Origin of the sequence: Xanthomonas nasturtii (assembly GCF_001660815.1) — a bacterium.
GTDB lineage: Bacteria > Pseudomonadota > Gammaproteobacteria > Xanthomonadales > Xanthomonadaceae > Xanthomonas > Xanthomonas nasturtii.
In genome coordinates, this window is record NZ_LYMI01000041.1 from 1 (window position 1) to 19,506 (window position 19,506).

The following is a 19,506-nucleotide window of genomic DNA, read 5'->3' on the forward strand; positions in this document are numbered from 1 at the left end:
CGCGCCAACTAGCGCTTGATCTTGGCTACGTCCCGGTGGTCCCGCCAAAAGCCAATCGGGTCGAGCCCTGGGAGTACGACCGAGAAATGTACAAGCGGCGCAACGAAGTGGAGAGGCTGTTTCGTCGCTTGAAGAGCTACCGCCGGATTTTCTCGCGCTTCGAAAAGCTGGATGTCATGTTCCTCGGATTCTTAAGCTTCATCCTTGTCGTTGATGGACTTCGGGTGTGTTAACAGGCCCTAATAGGCCAGCGTCGATCAGGCAACGCGCAGCCTGTGCACTGCATCAGCGCTGCCATCGCGCGCCTCCGCCACAAACGCACTCACTGCGTCTTCCAGCTGCGCGGCATGGTCGCCCATGGCGCGTGCGGCGGCGCTGGCGTCCTGCATGCGGGTGACGCCCTCGCGCATGTCGGTGTCCACGCCGGCGAGGGTGTGATGCACCTGCGCGATGCTGCCGGCCTCTTGTTGCGAGGCGACGGCGATCTTGCTGAGCGTGCTGCTGACCTGGCCGATGGTGCTGACGATGTGCTGCATGCCTTCACCTGCGTGGCGGACCTGTTGCACGCCGGCTTGCATATGCGTGACCGATTCGCCGATGAGTGTCTTGATCTGGCTGGCGGCGGTGGACGAGCGTAGCGCCAGCGCGCGCACTTCGCTGGCCACAACGGCAAAGCCGCGACCTTCGTGGCCAGCGCGTGCGGCTTCGACGGCGGCGTTCAAGGCGAGGATGTTGGTCTGGAAGGCGAGGCCGTCGATGACCGAGACGATGTCCTGGATACGCCGCGAGGCCTGCTCCATCTGCTGCATGGTGCCCATCGCCTGATGCATGGTGTCGCCACCGCTGCGCGCGGCCTCGGATGCGGCAGCGGTGAGTTTGTCGGCATCTGCGGCCTGTGCGGTGTGCTGTTGCATGGTGCCGAGCACGGCCTGCACCTGGGTGGCGGTGCGGCCCAAGGTGGCCGACTGGCGCTGCACTTGCTGTTCCAGCGCATCGTTGCGGGTGAGGATGTGGCCGGCGGCGTCATTGATGGCGGTGCTTGAGCTGCGGATCTGCGCAATGATGCGGGCGAGCTCGTCGGCGGTGGCGTTGGCATCGCGCTTCATCTGCTCGAACACGCCGTCGCACGGGCGACCGATGCGTTGCGAGAGATCGCCGCGCGACATCGCAGCCAGCATCTGGCGCATGTCCTGCAGGCTGTCGTCGGTGATGGCGAGAAATTGATTCACGCCATCGGCCAGCTGGCCGAGCGTGCCGCCCTTGGCGTGCCCCTGCAGACGGGCACCAAGCTCGCCACGCGTGGCCTGTGCAATGACGGTGGCCAGCTGTTCTTCCAACGCCAGCTCCTGGGTGCGGTCTTGCCACTCCACCACCACGCCCAGCGAGGCGCCATCGTGATCGCGGACGGGGGTGATGTTTTCCTGCAGCTGCAACGCAGCCAGCGCGCGCGTTCTGCTGGTGCCGGCGTCATGCCGCAACTGCACGGCATCGGCGAGCGCGGTGTGCAACACGTGGGTGTCGACCTGCGTGCTCAGTAGCTGGAACGACTGATTGCGATAGATGGCTTCGCCCTGCCCATCAACAATCGCCACGGCCATCGCCGATGCATCCAGCGCCAGACGGATGCGTCGGTTTTCCAGCAGCAGGTGCTGTTGCTGTGCGATGCGTTCTTCCACCTGCACGCTCATGCGCACCAATGCCTGCGCCAGCGATCCGCTGCGGAAGGTCTGCCGCAGGATCGCCGGTGGCAAGGTGGCGCCGGCTGCCAGCGTGTCGGCCAGTTCGGCCAGCGCTTCGGCTTCGTGATCGAGCGCATCGACCTGGCGCCGCAACTGGACCGCCATGACGCAGACAAAGGCGGTTTCCACGATCACATAGCCGGCGTGCACCACCACGATGCCGAAGCCGCTGCCCACGGTGAACGCCTGCACCGGCATGCCACGCGATTGCAGCCAATAGAACCCCAGGTGATGCACGGCGATGGCACCGGCGGCGACCACCACCGGCAACCAGTCGCGGTAATAGAGCAGCAGCGCCAGGATCACGAAGACGCCGAAGTGCATCTCTACCAAGCCATGCGCTTGCTGGATGGTGGCAGCGACCAGGGCCATCAGCACCAGGGCATTGGTGATACGGGTCAGGCGCGTGCCGGGGTTGGCATGCACTTGCCAGGCCATCAGCACCAGGCTGGGCAGCGTCACTGCCAGGAACGTGGTCCATTGGCCCTGGTTCCATGCCAATGCCAGCGAGCCGGCGCTCTGCAGCACGGCCAGCCACAGAAACAGCCGATCGGCCTTGATCGCCAGGCGGGTGGCGTAGGTGGAGGTCGGCGATGCCGATGCGGGCAGTTCCATCATGACAGCGACTCCACGGCACATGGACAAGGGAAGGCCAACGCGGCACTTGGGGTGCGCGCCAGTACGTTGGGAAGCCAGCGCGACCAATCCGCCGCACCGGCCGTGCCACACACGGCGCCGCCATCGGCCGGGCCGGCGTAGCGCGGTTGGCCGTCAGCGCCGAGCAACCACACCGAATAGCCGCTACCGCGTAGTGCGGGGTTGTCGAGCAGGCGCACCTGGCCGCCGCGAGCGCGCACTGCGCTGCTGAGCATGGCCCAGGCGCGATCGCTTGCAAGATCCGCGCAGGCGCAGGCCCCTGCGACGCCGATAAGCATCGGCGCCGGCTGGGCCGCTGGCAGGCGGGCCTGGACCTGCGCCCAGGCGCTGGCCAGATCACCTGCATGCGCGCGTGGCGTTGTCCACGCCACCGCGATCCAGCCACACCACAACGCAAGCAGGGCGGCGCCCAGGGTGCGTCGCGATGCAGGAGAGATGCTGCCGAACAAGGGCATGGCGCGGGGTTCACGAGGGAAGGTGAGCCCTTATCGGATGCGGGCTACTGTGCTTGAGGCGGCTTGCGATTGAAATTTGCGATGGCGGCGATAGCTTGAGATACCGGCGTTGCACAGCAAGGGTTTACGAGCCGCAGACGCTATGCGCACGCCGCGATGTGTTTAGCCAACACGAATATTTGTGAGTGGGCTTTCACGCCTCGCGCGACGCATGGATTGGCATCGCCGGGTCGATCGCCTGTAGCGACATGCGCGCTTCGAGCTCTCAACGGAGCGTCGATAAACGGCTAGGTGCGCGGCAGCAAAAACGTTGCAAGATGTCGAGAAGGACGCCGCGCGCGATGTCATCAATCGCCAGGCCGTCTTACCAACACGCAGCCGTGCCGGTTATTGCGCTGACAATCGACGATAGGTGATCGACCGACCGGCTCAGCGCATGTGTGCATTTGAGGCGTGCAGCAGTGCGCATGCCAGGCGCCGCTGGATCACATCAGTGCATCGACGCATAGTGCCGCGCATGCTGCTGCGCCTACGCCATCGCTTCTTCAGGATCCAATGCCACGAGCGTCTGTTGCGCGCGATCGAAGCGCTCGCGGGCGGCGCGGATGGCGGCGTGGTTGTCGCCTGCCCAGTTGAGCAGTTGCGAGACCGGGCCGAGCAAGGCGACGCCGAGCTTGGACAGTGCGTATTCCACGCTGGGAGGCTTGGTGGCGTAGACCTTGCGGGAGATCATGCCGTTGCGCTCGAGGTTGCGCAGGGTCTGGGTCAGCATCCGCTTGGAGATGTCCGGTACGGCACGCTGGATAGCGCTGAAGCGCGACGGACCGGGGATCAGCGTCAGCAGGATCAGCAGGGTCCACTTGTCGCCGATCTGGTCGAGCACATCGCGCACGGGGCACTTGGTGGCATCGAAGGGACCTTCCAGGGAGGGCGGTGGCGGGAACAAGGCAATCGCATTCACGGGATATCTCTCAGTAACCAGGGGGAAGAAAACTGCCTCCTTGCGGAGGTCCGGGCGGCGCTGACACTATTCTGGCGGACAAAACGGTCTAAATAATAGACCAAATCTCTTATGCAACCCTATAGGAGCGCGCCATGGCATCTGCATCCCCCCTGATTCTTGTCACCGGCGCCAGCGGGCAGCTGGGTGCGCTGGTTGTCGAAGCGCTGCTTGAGCGCGTGCCCGCACACCGCATCGTAGCAACGGCCCGCGATACCGCGTCACTTGCCGAGTTCGCAAAACGCGACATCGCGGTGCGTCGGGCCGGCTATGCAGACCCGCAGAGCCTGGATGCGGCCTTTGCCGGCGTCGGCCGGGTGTTGCTTGTGTCGTCCAACGCGGTCGGCCAGCGCGTGCCGCAGCATCGCAACGTGATCGAGGCGGCCAAGCGCGCCGGGGTGGAATTGCTGGCCTATACCAGCGTGTTGCATGCCGAAACCAGCACGCTGTCGCTGGCCGATGAGCACGTGGCCACCGAAGCCCTGCTGCGCGAGAGCGGCGTGCCGCATGTGCTGCTGCGCAACGGCTGGTACACCGAGAACTACACCGGCTCGATTGCGGCCGAAGTGGAGCACGGCGCGGTGATCGGCAGCTCCGGCGAGGGCAAGATCAGCGCCGCCACGCGTGCCGACTATGCGGCGGCAGCGGCAGCGGTGCTGGCCTCGGAGGCGCCGCAGGCCGGGCAGGTTTACGAGCTGGCGGGCGATACCGCCTTCAGCATGGCCGAGTACGCCGCCGAAGTGGCGCAGCAGTCGGGCAAGCCGGTGGCCTACCACGACCTGCCGGAAGCCGATTACGCGGCGGCGCTGGTGCAGATCGGCGTGCCGGCCGGCTTCGCCCAGGTGCTGGCGCAGTGCTCTGCGTCCTCACGTGGCGGCAGCCTGTTCGACGACAGCCACACCCTGAGCCGCCTGATCGGCCGCCCCACCACCCCGCTGCGCGACGCAGTGGCGGCGGCGCTCGCCGCGCGCTGAGTCGCGCTGGCGGCCACTGCGTTGCCGACGGTCTCGGCACGCGGTGGTTCGCTCCGTGCCGATGGTGGTCGCCATGATCGTTCGCGATCACGGCGAGCTGAGTGGTCTTCACGGCTTGCCCTGGTTCGGTGGGCAGCCAGTGCACTCCCGTGCGCGTCTTGCCCGGCGACATCTTGCTGTGATCGTGCCGAAGCGGCACTGCTTACCTGAAGGTTCCCGGCAATGCACAGCCCGGACAACGGGCGTGCTGCAATTGTGGCATTGCGCGGAGCGGCAGCACCGTACCGATGACGCGCTTCTCTGCTGGCCCTGCTCGCCGCTGCGCGATGACGGCGCAGGCACCCTCCCTCGTCCCCACCAGCTGCCCCGGCGCGTTCTGTGCGCGGCATCGCGCAGCCATCGGCCGCACAGCCGCCTAAGACGTCGTCTGGCCGCGCGTGGTCGCCAGTATGCCGTTCTGGCGGACTCGTACACGCCCCTGCCCGGCCCACCTCCGGTAACGCCGCGCGCAGTTGGGCTCGTCTCACGCCGGTCGCAGAACTGCCATCGCTCCGACACGACAGTGACACAAGGGCCTCCGTGGGCAGGCCTGCCAGCGTCACCAAACTGACATCAAATCTAAATATAACTGCTGCCCTTGCCGCTACGTCAGGATGACCGGCGCCCTGGCAGGCGCTTCCATGCCGCGCAGCGCCTTTCGGGCAGCGCCGGCGCGACGCAGCCGCCGACCCGTTTCCCTTGCACGAGCCGGACCAATGAAAAAACGCAATCTCGCCACCGTCCTGTGCGCCCTCAGCGCGACCGCCAGCGGCAGCACGCTGGCCGCCGAGCTGGAGCTGTACGTCGACCGCAAGACCAAGCAGATCTTCGCCGAGCCGGCACCGGGCCGCGACAAGTTGGGCAAATTCGTGCAGGTGGACGAAAACGGCAAGCTGCCGGCCTCGGCGATGCCCGCCGCGCCGGTACAGCCGCTGCCGCCCGCGCCGGGCGCCACCACGCCGGCCGATACCGCCGTGGCCCAGGCCGCGCCGGCCCCGGTCCCGGCGCCCGCACCGGCCAAGGCCAGCGATGCCGGCAAGAAGTGGTACGACAAACTCAGCCTGCGCGGCTACACCCAGATCCGCTACAACCAGGGCATCGGCGGCGATGCGCAGGACCTGCGCGCGCCGGGCGACCGCTTCATTGGCAACGACCAGAGCCTGGGCATCCGGCGCGCGCGCCTGGTGCTGAGCGGTGATCTCAACGAGCACGTGTCGCTGTATTTCCAGCCGGACTTTGCCAGCACCCCGGCCGGTACCAATACCACCAACTTCGCGCAGCTGCGCGATGCCTACGCCGACATCTTCTTCGACAAAAAGCGCGAGTACCGCGTGCGTGTGGGCCAGTCGAAGATGCCGTACGGCTGGGAAAACCTGCAGTCCAGTCAGAACCGCCTCACGTTGGATCGTGCCGACGCGCTCAACTCCGGCCTGCGCGACGAACGCGATATCGGTGCGGTGTTCTATTACAGCCCCACCGTGGCCAAGGGCCGCTTCCAGGACCTGGTCAAATCCGGTCTGAAGGGGTCGGGCGATTACGGCGTGCTGGGCGTGGGCGTGTACAACGGCCAGGGCGCCAACCGCGCCGAGCGTAACGACGGCATGCACGCGGTGGTGCACGCCACCTACCCGTTCAAGTTCGCCAATGGACAGTACCTGGAAGTGGGCGCCGATGCGTACAGCGGGCGCTTCGTGCCGACTGCGGCGGCGGTGAACATCGGTGGGCGCAGCTTCACTCCCGCCATCACCGACCCCAACGGCTACACCGACCAGCGCGTGGCCGCGCACATCATTTATTACCCGCAGCCGTTCGGTCTGCAGGCCGAGTGGACGGTGGGACGCGGCCCGGAACTGGATGTGGAGCAGCGCCGCATCCGCACCCGCTCGCTGAGCGGCGGTTATGTGCAGGCGATGTTCAAGCACGACTTCAACTACGGCACCTTGCTGCCCTACCTGAAATGGCAGACCTACCGCGGCGGCTCCAAGTTCGACACCAATGCGCCGCGCATGCGTCTGGACGAAGTGGAAGCCGGTGTCGAATGGCAGCCGATGGATGCGCTGGAACTGGTGTTCGCCTATTCGAAGATGAAGCGCACCGACGTCACCACCGCGCCGTACCCGGTGGTGGAAGGCGATCTGCTGCGGCTGCAGTTGCAGATCAATTACTGATCGCTGCAACGTGATGGAAAACGAAAAAGCCCCCGCTTGCGGGGGCTTCCTGGTGGCTCCAGTCTCTAGGCCGACAACTCTGCACGCACGATCTGCGCGCCTGCGCTAAGCGCACTGAGTTTGCCGCGCGCGACATCCCGGGCGAGCGGTGCCATGCCGCAGTTGGTGGACGGGTAGAGCTTGTCGGCATCGACGAACCGCAGCGCCTTGCGCAAGGTCTCGGCCACTTCCTGCGGCGTTTCGATCGTGGTGCTTGCCACGTCGATGGCGCCGACCATCACCTTCTTGCCGCGCACCAGTTCGATCAGATCGATCGGCACGTGCGAGTTGTGGCACTCCAGCGAAATGATGTCGAGCGAGGAGGCCTGCAGCTTGGGAAACGACTCTTCGTACTGGCGCCACTCCGATCCCAGAGTCTGCTTCCAGTCGGTATTGGCCTTGATGCCGTAGCCGTAACAGATGTGCACGGCAGTCTCGCAGGTGAGCCCTTCGACCGCACGCTCCAGGGTGGCGACACCCCAGTCGTTGACCTCGTCGAAGAACACATTGAAGGCCGGCTCGTCGAACTGGATGATGTCCACCCCGGCCGCTTGCAGTTCTCTGGCTTCCTGGTTGAGGATCTTGGCAAATTCCCAGGCCAGTTTTTCGCGGCTCTTGTAGTGCGCATCAAAGAGCGTGTCGATCATGGTCATGGGGCCGGGCAGCGCCCACTTGATGGGCTGGCGGGTTTGCTGGCGCAGGAATCTGGCATCGTCCACGAACACGGAGTTGGGCCGGCTCACCGCGCCAACGACGGTCGGCACGCTTGCATCGTAGCGGTCGCGAATCCTGACCGTCTCGCGCTTCTGGAAATCGACACCACTGAGGTGTTCGATGAAGGTGGTGACGAAATGCTGACGGGTCTGTTCGCCGTCGCTCACGATATCGATGCCGGCGTGCTGCTGTTCCTGCAGCGACAGGCGCAAGGCGTCCTGCTTGCCTTCGGTCAGTGCGTCGTCCTGCAGCTTCCAGGGCGACCAGAGTGTTTCCGGCTGCGCAAGCCAGGACGGCTTGGGCAGGCTACCGGCGGTTGAGGTGGGGAGCAGCTTCGTCATGATGTTGATGTCTTGTAGGCGTGGTGATCAGGAGGCGTGGCGGGACGCCCATTGCGCGAGCAGGTTGCCGTAGGGCCGGATGAAGTGCTCCTGGGTGAACCTGCCCTGCGTGACGGCGAGGCGGCTGCGCTCTTCGCGGTCGTAGACGATCTGGGTGGACGAATAATCCTGATGCTTCAGGCTCGGCTGATAGGTCGCCCCCGCCGCGGAATTGGCGTTGTAGATTTCCGGCCGGTAGATCTTCTGGAAGGTTTCCATGGTGCTGATGGTGCCGATCAGCTCCAGGTTGCTGTAGTCGCTCAGCAGGTCGCCGACAAAATAGAACGCCAAGGGTGCGACGCTGTCGGGCGGCATGAAATAGCGCACTTTCAGGCCCATCTTTTCGAAATACCGGTCCGTCAACGAACCCTCGTCCTGGCTGTATTCGATGCCCAGGATGGGGTGCCGGTTTCCGGTGCGATGGTAGGTCCTGCTGCTGGAGACGCTGATGCAGATGACCGGTGGTTTATCGAAGCGCGCCTTGTACGCCTGAGAGTTCACGAAATGCTTGAACAGCGTGCCGTGCAGGCTGCCGAAATCCTCCGGGATGTGGAAGCCGGAACTGTCCTGATTGTGCGCAGGCAGCAGCACGCTGAAATCGTAATCGCGCACGTAGGACGAAAAATTGTTCCCCGCAATGCCGTCGATATGCGCGCCGGTGTGTTGGTCGACGATGGTGGGCTTCAATATCTCGATCAAGGGAAACGCATCGCCCGCTGCGTTGCTGTCGATGTGCATCTCGGCAGAAATGATTTCCAGCGCGACACCATAGCGGCCACGCGTGGGGTTATCCCAATGCGCCAGGTCGTTGAAGCGGTTGTTGATCATCGCCAGCGTGTTGCGCAGATTCTCCTGACGACGCTGCCCCCGGGCCAGGTTGGCGAAGTTGGTGGTGTTGCGCGTATTGGCCGCGGGTTGGTAGTGCTCGTCGAACCAGAGGCTCTTGATGGTGAAGGTAAATTCCTGAGTCATTGCAACTGACGCCTTGATTCGTTGGGTGAGACGCACGCTTTGCGGCGCAGCGGTGGGTGTGGGATGGAGGCGCCCGGCCTGTGGATCAGCGGGCAGGCGCCAATGGCTCCTGCCGCAGATGACCCGCCGTGGAGCGAATGCCGCTCAGGCGGCGGCCACCGTAGTTGCGGCGCCGGTGCTTGCGGGCCGCGTCAGTGCGATCAGTGGCAGTGCGCGCTGCACCGCCAGCCTGGCGCGCTCGGCCAGCGCCTCGTTGTGCACGCGGTAATCCAGAAAGTCGCGGTCGGTGGCGTAGACGCCCAGCGGCAACGTGCGTGCCTGGAAGAAACTGAAGAGCGGCCGCAGTTGGTGGTCGATCACCAGCGCATGGCGTTCGCTGCCGCCGGTGGCCGCCAGCAGCACCGGGGTGTCGACCAGGGCATCCTGCTGGATGAAATCGAAGAAGTGCTTGAACAGCCCGGTGAACGAGCCGCGATACACCGGCGTTGCCACCACCAGCACATCGGCCTGCTCCACGGCGGCAAGTTCCTGCTCTACCGTGTCATGCAACTGCGCGCGCCAGAGCGCGCCGGCAAAATGCGGCGCCAAGGCCCCGAGTTCGACCAGATGTTGCTCGCATGGCACCGCTTCGCCGATCAGGGCCATCAGGTGCTGCGCCAGGGCAGCGGCCTTGGAGGGGCGTTGCAGTCCACCGGAAACGGCAACGACGCGGAGCGGATGTGGCGGGTGTGCAGTCATGCGGGGTGACCTGAGCAGTGGGGAGGCGCGCGGCGCCGCCTACGGTGGGCCCGCTTGTGCCGACATATGGCTGCGGGCGTGTTCCGAGGCGGGCGAACGACGACGACCCCGATGCTAGGGTTCGCCTTCAATGAAGTAAAATGGTGTTATTTCAACAATCCATGAATTCGGATCATCTGAATGCTTGAGCGCATCCATCTCACCATCGTCCAGCAGGTCGAGCAGCAGGGCTCGCTGACCGCCGCGGCGGGCGTGTTGAACCTGACCCAGTCGGCGTTGAGCCACAGCATGAAAAAGCTGGAACAGCAGCTGGGCACCGATGTGTGGCTGCGCGAGGGGCGCAGCCTGCGCCTGACCCAGGCTGGCCAGTACCTGCTGGCGGTGGCGAACCGGGTGCTACCGCAACTGGATCTGGCCGAAGAGCGCCTGGGCCAGTTTGCGCAGGGCGAACGCGGTGCGCTGCGCATCGGCATGGAGTGCCATCCCTGCTACCAATGGCTGCTCAAGCTGGTGGCGCCGTATCTGGCTACCTGGCCGGATGTGGATGTGGATGTGAAGCAGAAGTTCCAGTTCGGCGGCATCGGCGCATTGTTCGGCTACGAGATCGATCTGCTGGTCACGCCCGACCCGCTGTTCAAGCCCGGGCTGCGGTTCGAGCCGGTGTTCGATTACGAGCAGGTGCTGGTCGTGGCCAAGGGTCATGCGCTGGCGTCGGCGGCCTACGTCAAACCGCAGCAACTGACCCGCGAGGTGCTCATCAGCTACCCGGTGGACCTGGAGCGGCTGGACATCTACAGCCAGTTCCTGCTGCCGGCCGGTGTCACGCCGCGGCGCCACAAGGCCATCGAAACCACCGACATCATGATGCAGATGGTGGCCAGCGGCCGCGGCGTGGCCGCCATGCCGCGCTGGCTGGTGGAGGAATACGCGGCCAGGATGGAGGTGGTGCCGGTGCGGCTGGGTGCGCGCGGCATCCCCAAGCAGATCTATCTGGGCGCACGCGAGGCCGATATCGCCGTCGATTACTTGCGCGCCTTTATCGAACTGGCGCGCCAGCCTGCCAAGGCCATTGCCGCCTCCACCGCCAACACTGCAGGCGCCAACTGATGGGCAGCACTTTCAGGCGAATGCCACGTGCACTGCCTGCGGGCCATGACAGGCTGTTGCGGCGTTGCTGCGGCACGCCGTGCTCTGGGGACGTTCTGGAAGCCATGCCGGCTTTCAGCGTTGTTCGATCACAGCTGACATGCCCAAGCCATCCCATCACCCCTATAGAGCGGCATAACCCTTGAGTCATCCGGGAACGCCCAGCCTTGCCGGCACGCTCACCGATGCCTATTCGTTGGAGGTCAGCGCAAACGACATGCCCGCGTTGACCGCAGCAGCGCCTGGAATCCTGCGTGGCACAACCATGTTCATCCCCTACCTGCCCGGGCAGGACGACAACGCGCGTCTGGCCGCCGCACAGCGGGTGCGCACACTCGGCTTTTCGCCGATGCCGCACCTTTCCGCACGCCGCATCGCCTCGCTCGACGCGCTGCAAGGGTTCGTCCGGCGCGCGGCCGATGACGCCGGCGTTGCGCACTGCCTGGTCATCGCGGGCGATGCGTCTTCGCCGCGCGGGCCTTTTCCGGATAGCCTCTCGCTGATTTCGACAGGTGTGTTCGAGCGCGCGGGCATCCAGACCATCGCCGTTGCGGGACACCCGGAAGAACATCCGAACATGCATGCAAGCGAGCGCTGGGATGCGCTGGAACGCAAGTGCCGCAGCATCGCAGCGCGCGGCATGGCGCCGCTGATCGTCACGCAATTCGCATTCGATGCCGACATCGTACTGACGTGGTTGCAGGCGCTGCGCACGCGTGGCCTTGCATATCCGGTGCGTGTGGGCGTGCCGGGCCCTGCTGGCGTTGCGGTGCTGGCACGCTATGCAGCCCGCTGTGGTGTTGGCGCAAGCGCATCGATGCTGTCCAAGTACGGCATCTCGCTCGGCAAGCTGTTCGGCACCGCGCGGCCGGACCGTTTTGTGGATCGCCTCGCCACTGGCCTCACGCCAGCGCATGGAGACGTGCGCCTGCACGTGTTCCCCTTTGGGGGTATCGCACAGTCTGTCGCCTGGGTTGAGCAGTATCGCGCGCGCACTGCATCAGCACACCTCATCGGGCCCGGCAGCGCGACGATCACAACCGATTTCGAACGGTAGGCTGGCAGCAAGAACTCCTGCGCATGTCGGCATCGCGAGAGCAGCGCTAGGCTGCTCTCGCGCTGGCGCGTGAGTGCGCGGAGCCGACCTGTCCACGACCTCGATCACAGTCCGTACTATTTAGTTCTGTCGGTTTGTTTGCTGCGCGTGAGGTGCTGCAGCGCACAGCAGACCTGTCATAAGAGCGCGGTATAACCATCGGCGAATCGCGGCGACGGGGCGCTGCATCCGACGTCGTTGCCATGCGCAGCGGCATCGCTTCTGCAACGCTCACGGAGAGATATCGCCATGCCGAAGCCTTCGCTCTTGTCGTTTCTGTGCTCCTTCTCGCTGCTCTCCACGCCGCTTGCCGCGGCCCAGTTGCAGCCCAAACAACTGGCTGGCCCACCGGAAGAGTTCGCGCAGATGCGCGCGCCCGATCCGGCCGGGTCGGCGATCCTTTCCAAGAGCGCCTTGCTGCCGGTGGAACTGGCGCCGGCCGGTCAATCTGCGCGTTGGCAAGGCAGCTTGCCGGTGGAAAACGGCCATCTGCGTTTCATGGTGTTGGCCGGCGACCAGGCCTGGGATGCTTCGGTAACTGCACCGCGCATTGCCGGCGCACGTGCCGCCGCCGTGGAACCGCAACTGCAGGCACAGCGCACCGTGCTGGGCATCGCCGAGAGCGGCGCCAGCGGCATGCGCTACGCTGTGGAATCTGCACAGAACGGCGCCTGGTCGCTGACCCTGCAATCGGCATCGCCGGTGGCCCAACGCGGCTATGTGCTGATGGAAGGCGATGCGCGCACGCAGCTGGCCTCTTACACGCGCAATCGTCGGCAGCAGGTTGGGCAATCGCTGACGCTCAACGCACTGCTCAGCGGCAACGATGCACGCGGCGCAACCTTGCTTGCCACACAGGCCGGGAAGATCGCGACCGCCAGCCTGCGTGTGATCGATCCGCAAGGTGGAAGCCGCACGCTGCCGATGGCCGATGACGGGCAACACGACGATGGTGCTGCCGGCGATGGTGTCTACGGGGGCACATTCCAACCAAGCGCCGAAGGCACCTGGATTGCGCAGGTGATCGTGCGCGGCCATGACCAGGCCGGGCAGCCGTTCGTGCGCACCAGCGAGCATGTGTTACCGGTGCTGGATACCTCGTTACGTCTGCTCGGCAATGCACTGAGCGCACGCACTGCAGAAGGCACGCGGCTCAGCATTGCGTTGCCCATCGCCGCACGTGGCAAGGCGCCGTCGCATTACCGCGTCTTCGGCCAGGTATGGGGCACCGATGCCAAGGGCAAGGACGTGCCGGTGGCGTGGATCGGCGGCATGCTGACGCCGCAGCAAGGCCAGCTGCCGCTGAGCCTGGACGAACGCTGGATTGCGCGCGCCGGTGCGCGTGCGCCGTTTAGCTTGCGCAGCTTGCGTATCGAAGACCCGGACCATTACATCCCGCTGGTGCAGGCCGGCACGCTGCCGTTGCAACTGCCCGCGTTGCGACGCGCCAGCATCGCGCGCGCTACCGGTGCCATCGACGAAAGCATGCGCATGGGCCCGCGCCCGACCGCGCTGGCCAGTGCCACTGCCATGGCGCAACCGCAGGCCGCAGGTTCGCAACTGGTGCTGGTGCATGGCTATTGCTCCAACGGGGTGTGGCCGCAGGCGCGGTTCACCCATGCGTCGACGTTTCTGGATGCCGAACAGAACCGCAGCAACGACCAGTTCGCGCAGCGCATTGCGCAGTTCGCCAGCCAGTGGTCCTCGTTCGCCACGGTGGCGCACAGCCAGGGCGGCATGGCCGCGCTGCACCTGTATACCTACTACTGGAGCGGGCTGGATAACGCCAGCGGCGGGCGGGTGATGCAGTCGGTGGGCACGCCGTATCAGGGCACCAATCTATCCGGCGTATTGGCCGCGGTGGGATCGTGGTTCGGCGTGGGCTGCGGCACCAACGCTGACATGACCTACGACGGTGCCAAGACCTGGCTGGCCGGCATTCCCGCCGATGCGCGCGCCAAGGTCAACTACTACACGACCTCGTTCGCCAAGACCAACTGGTACACCAACGACTACTGCAATGCGGCCTCGGACCTGGTCTTGAACGACCCGGAAGACGGCACCGTGGAGCAGGTCAACGCGCAGCTGCCGGGCGGCGTGAACCGCGGCCACACTACCGGGCAATGCCACTCCACCGGCATGCGCGACCCGGCGCAGTATCTGGATGCCAACCGCAATGCGGTGATGAATGCGAATGCGGCGAGATGATGCCGATGTAAGGGCGTCTGGGGGTCGGTGCATCTGCACCGGCCCCTGCAATGTTTCAGGCCTTGCGGATTTCGAGAATGACGCCGAGTGAGCGCTCGTTCCTCACGCCAAATCGCGTTTCACTGCATCCCTCCTTCGCATAGATTGCTGCCTAGCGAAACACCACCGTACGATGTCCGTTGAGCACGATGCGGTGCTCGACGTGGCGGCGCACTGCGCGCGCGAGCACCAGCGATTCGGTGTCGCTGCCCAGGCGCACCAGATCGCGCGGGGTCATGGCGTGGTCGACGCGGGCGACGTCCTGCTCGATGATCGGGCCTTCGTCCAGGTCTTCGGTGACGTAGTGCGCGGTGGCGCCGATGATCTTGACCCCGCGCGCGTGCGCCTGATGATACGGCTGCGCGCCCTTGAAGCTGGGCAGGAAGCTGTGATGGATATTGATCGCACGCCCGGCCAGTGCACGGCACAGCGCCGGCGACAGGATCTGCATGTAGCGCGCCAGCACCACCAGATCGATCTGCAGTTCGTCCACCAAGGCGAGCAGTTGCGCTTCCTGTGCAGCGCGCGTGTCGGCGCTCACCGGCAGATGATGGAAGGCGATGCCATACGAGGCAGCCAGCGCTGCGAAATCGGTATGGTTGGACACCACCGCCGCGATCTCCACCGGCAACTGCCGGCTATGCATGCGGAACAGCAGGTCGTTGAGGCAATGGCCCTGTTTGCTCACCAGCACCAGCAGGCGCGCGCGGCGGCGTGCATCGTGCAGTTGCCACGCCATCTGGAATTCGTCGGCCAGCAGCGCAAAGCGCTGTTGCAGGGCGGCGATGTCGGTTTTTGCCGGCTTGTCGAAATGCACACGCAGGAAAAACCGCCCGCTTTCGTCGTCGCCGAATTGTTGTGCGTCGAGGATGTTGCAGGCCAGATCGAACAGCAAGCCGGTGACGCGATAGACGATACCGGTGCGGTCGGGGCAGGACAGGGTGAGGATGTAGTCGGAGCGCATCGGCGCAATGATAGCCAATGCATGACGCTGCCGGCGCAGTACTTGCGTCGGTAACTTTTGCAGTGCGAACAGGCACCGATGCCTGGAGTGCGGCGCCGCAGGATTTGCACGATCCATCGTCACTGCATTGCTTCCGTGCTGCGTAGCCGCCACCGCAGACACCTATCGCCATGCCTCGTGCGGGCAGCTCCAGCGCGAACTCGGGGCGTGTCTTGCTGGCCGTTCGGAGCCGTGCTGCGGTGACGCCCACGGCGCTGGACCAGGGGCGATCCCGGCTACAGCGCTCAGCGCGGCGGCAGACGCAGCATCAGCCGCCGGTTGATCTCGTCCAGCAATGCAAGCGAGGCGTCCACCGATGTTTCCATGGCTTGCTGCGTGGTGATGTGCGCCCGCAGATGCGCGGGGTCGGAAAGCTCGCCACGCACCAGGAACACGTTCTCGCCCACTTCGCCCAGATGGCGACTGAGCACCACGTAGTCCACCTGATCGAAACCATGCTGCTTGGCCAGCGGCAGCAGACGCGCAGCCATGCGCTCGCTGGCCTCGTCGGCGGGCTTGTGCAACTCGGCATCGAGCACGCTGACCGCTTCGCGGATCTGTGCGAACAGATAATGGTCCGGGTGCTCGGGATGATCGGGGCCGACCGGGCCTTGGTCGATGACCGGGGCGCTGGTCATCGCGCGGCACCGGCACCGGCGCAGGCCAGTGCACGCAGTGTGCGCTCGGTCGAACCGAGCGTGATATGCAGGTGTCGCATCGCATCCTCCCTGGAGCGGCGGCTGTAACGAGCCGGCATTTTAGAAGGTCTGCTGCATGTTTAGGTGAGCAACGCGATGGGCGTTGCGCTTTAAAGCGAAGTGCCTTGCGCAGGGCTGGCTCCCGCCTTATGGATGCTGTGGTAAGGCAACCTGCCCCGCCCGCCGTGCCGAGACTTCCGCCAGCACTGCCCAGTCTGCGCTGCCATCGCCGTGGGCGATGGCCTCGTCCAGGCCGGCGCGCAGCAATTCGCCCAACGGCATCGGCACCTGTTTGTCGGCGCCGGCCTGGATGGCCAGATCCACATCCTTGCGACCGAGCGTGGCAGTGAAGCCGGCTGGCAGGTACTCGCGTTGCATGATCAGGCGGCCGTAGCCCTGGTAGGCAGGCGCGGCGAACAAGGTGCTGGTGAGCATGCCCAGAAACTGCGTGGCATCCACGCCGTGGCCGCGTGCCAGCGCACTGGCTTCGGCCATGGCACCGATGGCGCTGGCCAGGCAGAAGTTGGCAGCCAGCTTCACTGCATTGGCCTGCTCCGGCACGCTGCCGATATGCCAGGTTTTCTGCCCCAGCGCATCGAACATCGGCTGCACCCGCGCCACTGCTGCCTCATCGCCGGCGGCCAGGATATTGAGCTTGCCGGCTTCGGCCACATCCACGCGCCCGAGCACCGGCGCGGCCACGTAGGCCACACCGCGTTCGGCATGCAGTGCAGTCAACTCATGCGCCAGCGCCACCGAGATGGTGGCCATGTTGACGTGCACGCTGCCCGCCGGCAGCGCGTCCAGCACGCCGCGCTCCAGCAGGGTCTGGCGCACTGCGGTGTCGTCGGCCAGCATCGAAAACAGCAGCGGCCCGTGCGCGGCATCGCGCGGTTGCTCCACCACGCTTGCGCCGCCCTCGCGCAGCGAATGGGCACGTTCGGGCGAGCGGTTCCAGACACTCAGTTCGAATCCGCCGCGCAGCAGGTTGTGCGCCATCGGCAGGCCCATCGTGCCCAAGCCCAGAAATCCTATCGGCATGCGTTGTCCTTGTCCGGTATGAGGTCGGTGATGCGGGTCAGCTGGCGAAGACGCCGCGCGCATCGCGCGGTTCGCAGCGAAGGTATTGCGGCGCCGGGGTGAGCGATGCGCCCAGTGCAGCGGCGGCATGCCACGGCCAGCGCGGGTCGTACAGGATGCCGCGCGCCAACGCGATCGCATCGGCCTGGCCGTCCTGCAGAATCGCCTCGGCCTGCGCTGGCTCGGTGATCAGGCCCACGCCGATCACCGGCGTGTCGACCTGCGCCTTGATCTGCTGTGCAAACGGAATCTGATAGCCCGCCTGCAGCGGAATCTGCTGGCGTGGATCGAGCCCGCCACTGGAAACGTGGATGTAATGCGCGCCGCGTGCATCCAGCGCCTTCGACAAGGCGATGCTCTGTTGCACATCCCAACCGCCTTCGACCCAATCGGTGGCGGAGATGCGCACGCCGATGGCGATGTGTTCGGACACTGCCGCACGCACTGCGTCGAAGATGCGCAGCGTCAGCCGCATGCGATTTTCCAGCGACCCGCCGTACGCATCGCTGCGCTGGTTGCTCAGCGGCGACAGGAACTGATGCATCAGGTAGCCATGTGCGGCGTGCAATTCGATCAACTGCAGACCCAATCGTTCGGCACGTTTTGCCGATGCGACGAAGGCATCCACCACCGCATCGATTCCCGCCTCGTCCAATGCCTGCGGCACCGGCTGACCTTCCCGGAACGCGAGCGCCGATGCAGACACCGTTTGCCAGCCGTGCGCGTGATCGGGTGCGATGGCCTCGCCGCCGTTCCACGGCAGGTCGGTGGAGGCCTTGCGGCCGGCATGCGCCAGCTGGATGCCGATCGGCATCGGCGACCAGCGCCGTACCGATTGCAGCACCTCATCCAGCGCCTGCTCGGTGGCGTCGTCGTACAGGCCCAGATCGGCGTAGCTGATGCGCCCTTCCGGCACCACCGCAGCGGCTTCGAGAATCAACAGGCCGGCGCCGGATTGCGACAACGTGCCCAGATGGATGCGATGCCAATCGCTGGCGCGGCCGTCCTGCGCCGAGTACTGGCACATCGGCGCGATGACAATGCGGTTGGCGAGCGCAAGCGGACCGAATGTGATGGGAGAGAACAACTGGCTCAAGGCGGCATCCACAGCTGACACGGGGACGCTTATTGCACTGCGCCGGGCGCGCCGGCGCAACCGCTGCGATGGATCACTGCGTCATGCAGAGCGCGCACTGACGTCATTGACGCTGCGTGCACGCGGCAGGTCCGGCGGCGCATGCAGGAACGCCAGCGCCTGCGCGCACGACTGCTCCACCTTCAGCGTGAGCAGCTCATCGGCGCGCGTCCGGCCGAAGTTGAGTGCGGCGATCGGCAGACCATTGCGCGCAGCGGTCTGCACGAAACGAAAGCCCGAATACACCATCAGCGACGAGCCCACCACCAGCACCGCAGCGGCCGCCTGCAAGTGCGCAAAGGCGCGCTCCACGCGCTCGCGCGGCACGTTCTCGCCGAAGAACACCACGTCCGGCTTGAGCACGCCGCCGCACACCGGGCACGGCGGCACCACGAACGTGTCGAAGGCGACATCGTCCAGATCAGCATCGCCGTCTGGTGCCTGCGTGGCGTCGAGGTCGACCCAGCCGGGGTTGGCCTGCTCCAGCAGCAGCTGGAAATCGGTGCGTGGCATGCGACGCTCGCAACCCATGCAGCGCACCACATCGAGCCGGCCATGCAGATCGATCACTGCCTGGCTGCCGGCGGCCTGGTGCAGGCGGTCCACGTTCTGGGTAAGCAGCACTTCCAGCTGCCCACGCGCTTCCAGGGCAGCGAGCGCGTGATGGGTGGCATTGGGTTGCGCCAGCCCGAAGCGCGGCCAGCCGACCAGGCTGCGCGCCCAATAGCGCTGACGCGTGGACAGCTCGCCCATGAAGGCCTGGAAGGTCACCGGTTGCGGACGCTTCCAACCGCCTTGCAGATCGCGGTAGTCGGGAATGCCCGAATCGGTGCTGCAGCCGGCACCGGTGAGCACGAACAGGCGCTGGTGGCGCTCGATGAAGTCCTGCAGTGCGTCGTCGGCGTGGGCAAGGACAGCGGTCATCGAACACCTCCAATAGCCATGGGATCACCTTGCGAAAGCACGCTGCGCGCAACACGCTGCAAGCTCTACCGGACAGATTTCAGCGCATTCTTGCCAGAACATGCAACGCAGGTTGCGTGTTGCAGCGCGCGTCGTCATCGGGCACAGCGCAGCGTCTAGTACGCACCGCCGAAGACGATGGATGCATCCGGACGCCCCACACCTACCGGTCTGCGCGATCCACAACGTTGGGGTGGCGTTGGCCGATTCCAAGCGACGGCCCGTGCCCGCGCAGGGTATAGCGGTACATCACCCGCCACACG

Annotated in this window: 16 protein-coding genes and 1 pseudogene; 6 read left to right on the plus strand and 11 right to left on the minus strand. The window is 65.4% G+C overall.

Annotation, left to right across the window (positions count from 1 at the left end; translation table 11 throughout):
* A pseudogene (locus A7D16_RS14795) lies at positions 1–233 on the plus strand (IS5/IS1182 family transposase); the annotation flags it as partial.
* Positions 234–257: 24 nt separating this feature from the next.
* Here the strand turns inward: A7D16_RS14795 and A7D16_RS14800 are convergent.
* From A7D16_RS14800 to A7D16_RS14810, 3 genes are all read right to left on the minus strand, one after another.
* Positions 258–2,357, minus strand: a complete 2,100-nt coding sequence (locus A7D16_RS14800) for a methyl-accepting chemotaxis protein (RefSeq protein WP_239687015.1) — start codon at positions 2,355–2,357, stop codon at positions 258–260.
* Complete coding sequence (locus tag A7D16_RS14805; protein ID WP_064634002.1) at positions 2,354–2,851, minus strand: hypothetical protein; 498 nt, start codon at positions 2,849–2,851, stop codon at positions 2,354–2,356. Before A7D16_RS14805 ends, A7D16_RS14800 begins: the two co-directional genes overlap by 4 nt.
* A 529-nt stretch (positions 2,852–3,380) precedes the next feature.
* Entirely contained in the window at positions 3,381–3,812 is a 432-nt protein-coding gene (locus A7D16_RS14810; RefSeq protein ID WP_064634004.1) for a winged helix-turn-helix transcriptional regulator, read from the minus strand.
* 134 nt (positions 3,813–3,946) lie between these two features.
* Here A7D16_RS14810 and A7D16_RS14815 point away from each other — a divergent pair, with 134 nt between their 5' ends.
* Together A7D16_RS14815 and A7D16_RS14820 are read left to right on the plus strand one after the other, a co-directional pair.
* On the plus strand, positions 3,947–4,825 hold the full coding sequence (locus A7D16_RS14815; protein WP_064634006.1) for an SDR family oxidoreductase: 879 nt from the start codon (positions 3,947–3,949) through the stop codon (positions 4,823–4,825).
* Between the two features lie 755 nt (positions 4,826–5,580).
* Positions 5,581–7,032, plus strand: a complete 1,452-nt coding sequence (locus tag A7D16_RS14820) for an OprO/OprP family phosphate-selective porin (protein WP_064634009.1) — start codon at positions 5,581–5,583, stop codon at positions 7,030–7,032.
* A 65-nt stretch (positions 7,033–7,097) separates the two neighbouring features.
* Here the strand turns inward: A7D16_RS14820 and A7D16_RS14825 are convergent, their stop codons facing one another.
* The 3 genes from A7D16_RS14825 to msuE all read right to left on the minus strand — a co-directional run bounded on the left by A7D16_RS14825 (position 7,098) and on the right by msuE (position 9,875).
* Positions 7,098–8,126, minus strand: a complete 1,029-nt coding sequence (locus A7D16_RS14825; protein ID WP_064634011.1) for a methionine synthase — start codon at positions 8,124–8,126, stop codon at positions 7,098–7,100.
* A 27-nt stretch (positions 8,127–8,153) separates the two neighbouring features.
* Positions 8,154–9,137: a DUF1852 domain-containing protein gene (locus tag A7D16_RS14830; RefSeq protein ID WP_064634014.1), complete on the minus strand. Its 984-nt coding sequence runs from the start codon at positions 9,135–9,137 to the stop codon at positions 8,154–8,156.
* Between the two features lie 144 nt (positions 9,138–9,281).
* Positions 9,282–9,875 carry an FMN reductase gene (msuE, locus tag A7D16_RS14835; RefSeq protein WP_064634016.1) on the minus strand — a complete coding sequence of 198 codons (594 nt, stop codon included), beginning with the start codon at positions 9,873–9,875 and terminating at the stop codon, positions 9,282–9,284.
* A 180-nt stretch (positions 9,876–10,055) separates the two neighbouring features.
* Between msuE and A7D16_RS14840 the strand changes: the two genes are divergently transcribed.
* The 3 genes from A7D16_RS14840 (at position 10,056) to A7D16_RS14850 (ending at position 14,325) form a co-directional block, all read left to right on the plus strand.
* On the plus strand, positions 10,056–10,982 hold the full coding sequence (locus tag A7D16_RS14840; protein ID WP_064634018.1) for a LysR family transcriptional regulator: 927 nt from the start codon (positions 10,056–10,058) through the stop codon (positions 10,980–10,982).
* A gap of 181 nt (positions 10,983–11,163) precedes the next feature.
* Positions 11,164–12,078 (plus strand): methylenetetrahydrofolate reductase, encoded by a 915-nt coding sequence (locus A7D16_RS14845; RefSeq protein WP_064634020.1) that lies wholly within the window; start codon positions 11,164–11,166, stop codon positions 12,076–12,078.
* A 288-nt stretch (positions 12,079–12,366) separates the two neighbouring features.
* Entirely contained in the window at positions 12,367–14,325 is a 1,959-nt protein-coding gene (locus tag A7D16_RS14850) for a choice-of-anchor X domain-containing protein (RefSeq protein ID WP_064634022.1), read from the plus strand.
* A gap of 151 nt (positions 14,326–14,476) precedes the next feature.
* Here the strand turns inward: A7D16_RS14850 and purU are convergent, their stop codons facing one another.
* From purU to A7D16_RS14875, 5 genes are all read right to left on the minus strand, one after another.
* The gene (purU, locus tag A7D16_RS14855; RefSeq protein WP_064634060.1) at positions 14,477–15,328 is read right to left on the minus strand and encodes a formyltetrahydrofolate deformylase; all 852 of its coding nucleotides are present in this window, start codon (positions 15,326–15,328) and stop codon (positions 14,477–14,479) included.
* Positions 15,329–15,612: 284 nt separating this feature from the next.
* Positions 15,613–16,005, minus strand: a complete 393-nt coding sequence (locus A7D16_RS14860; protein WP_064634025.1) for an XVIPCD domain-containing protein — start codon at positions 16,003–16,005, stop codon at positions 15,613–15,615.
* A 207-nt stretch (positions 16,006–16,212) separates the two neighbouring features.
* Entirely contained in the window at positions 16,213–17,106 is an 894-nt protein-coding gene (locus A7D16_RS14865) for an NAD(P)-dependent oxidoreductase (RefSeq protein WP_064634027.1), read from the minus strand.
* 37 nt (positions 17,107–17,143) lie between these two features.
* Positions 17,144–18,262, minus strand: coding sequence for an NADH:flavin oxidoreductase/NADH oxidase (locus A7D16_RS14870; RefSeq protein WP_064634029.1), 1,119 nt, complete (start codon positions 18,260–18,262; stop codon positions 17,144–17,146).
* A gap of 60 nt (positions 18,263–18,322) precedes the next feature.
* Entirely contained in the window at positions 18,323–19,204 is an 882-nt protein-coding gene (locus tag A7D16_RS14875; protein WP_064634032.1) for an NAD-dependent protein deacetylase, read from the minus strand.
* Between the last annotated feature and the right edge of the window lie 302 nt (positions 19,205–19,506).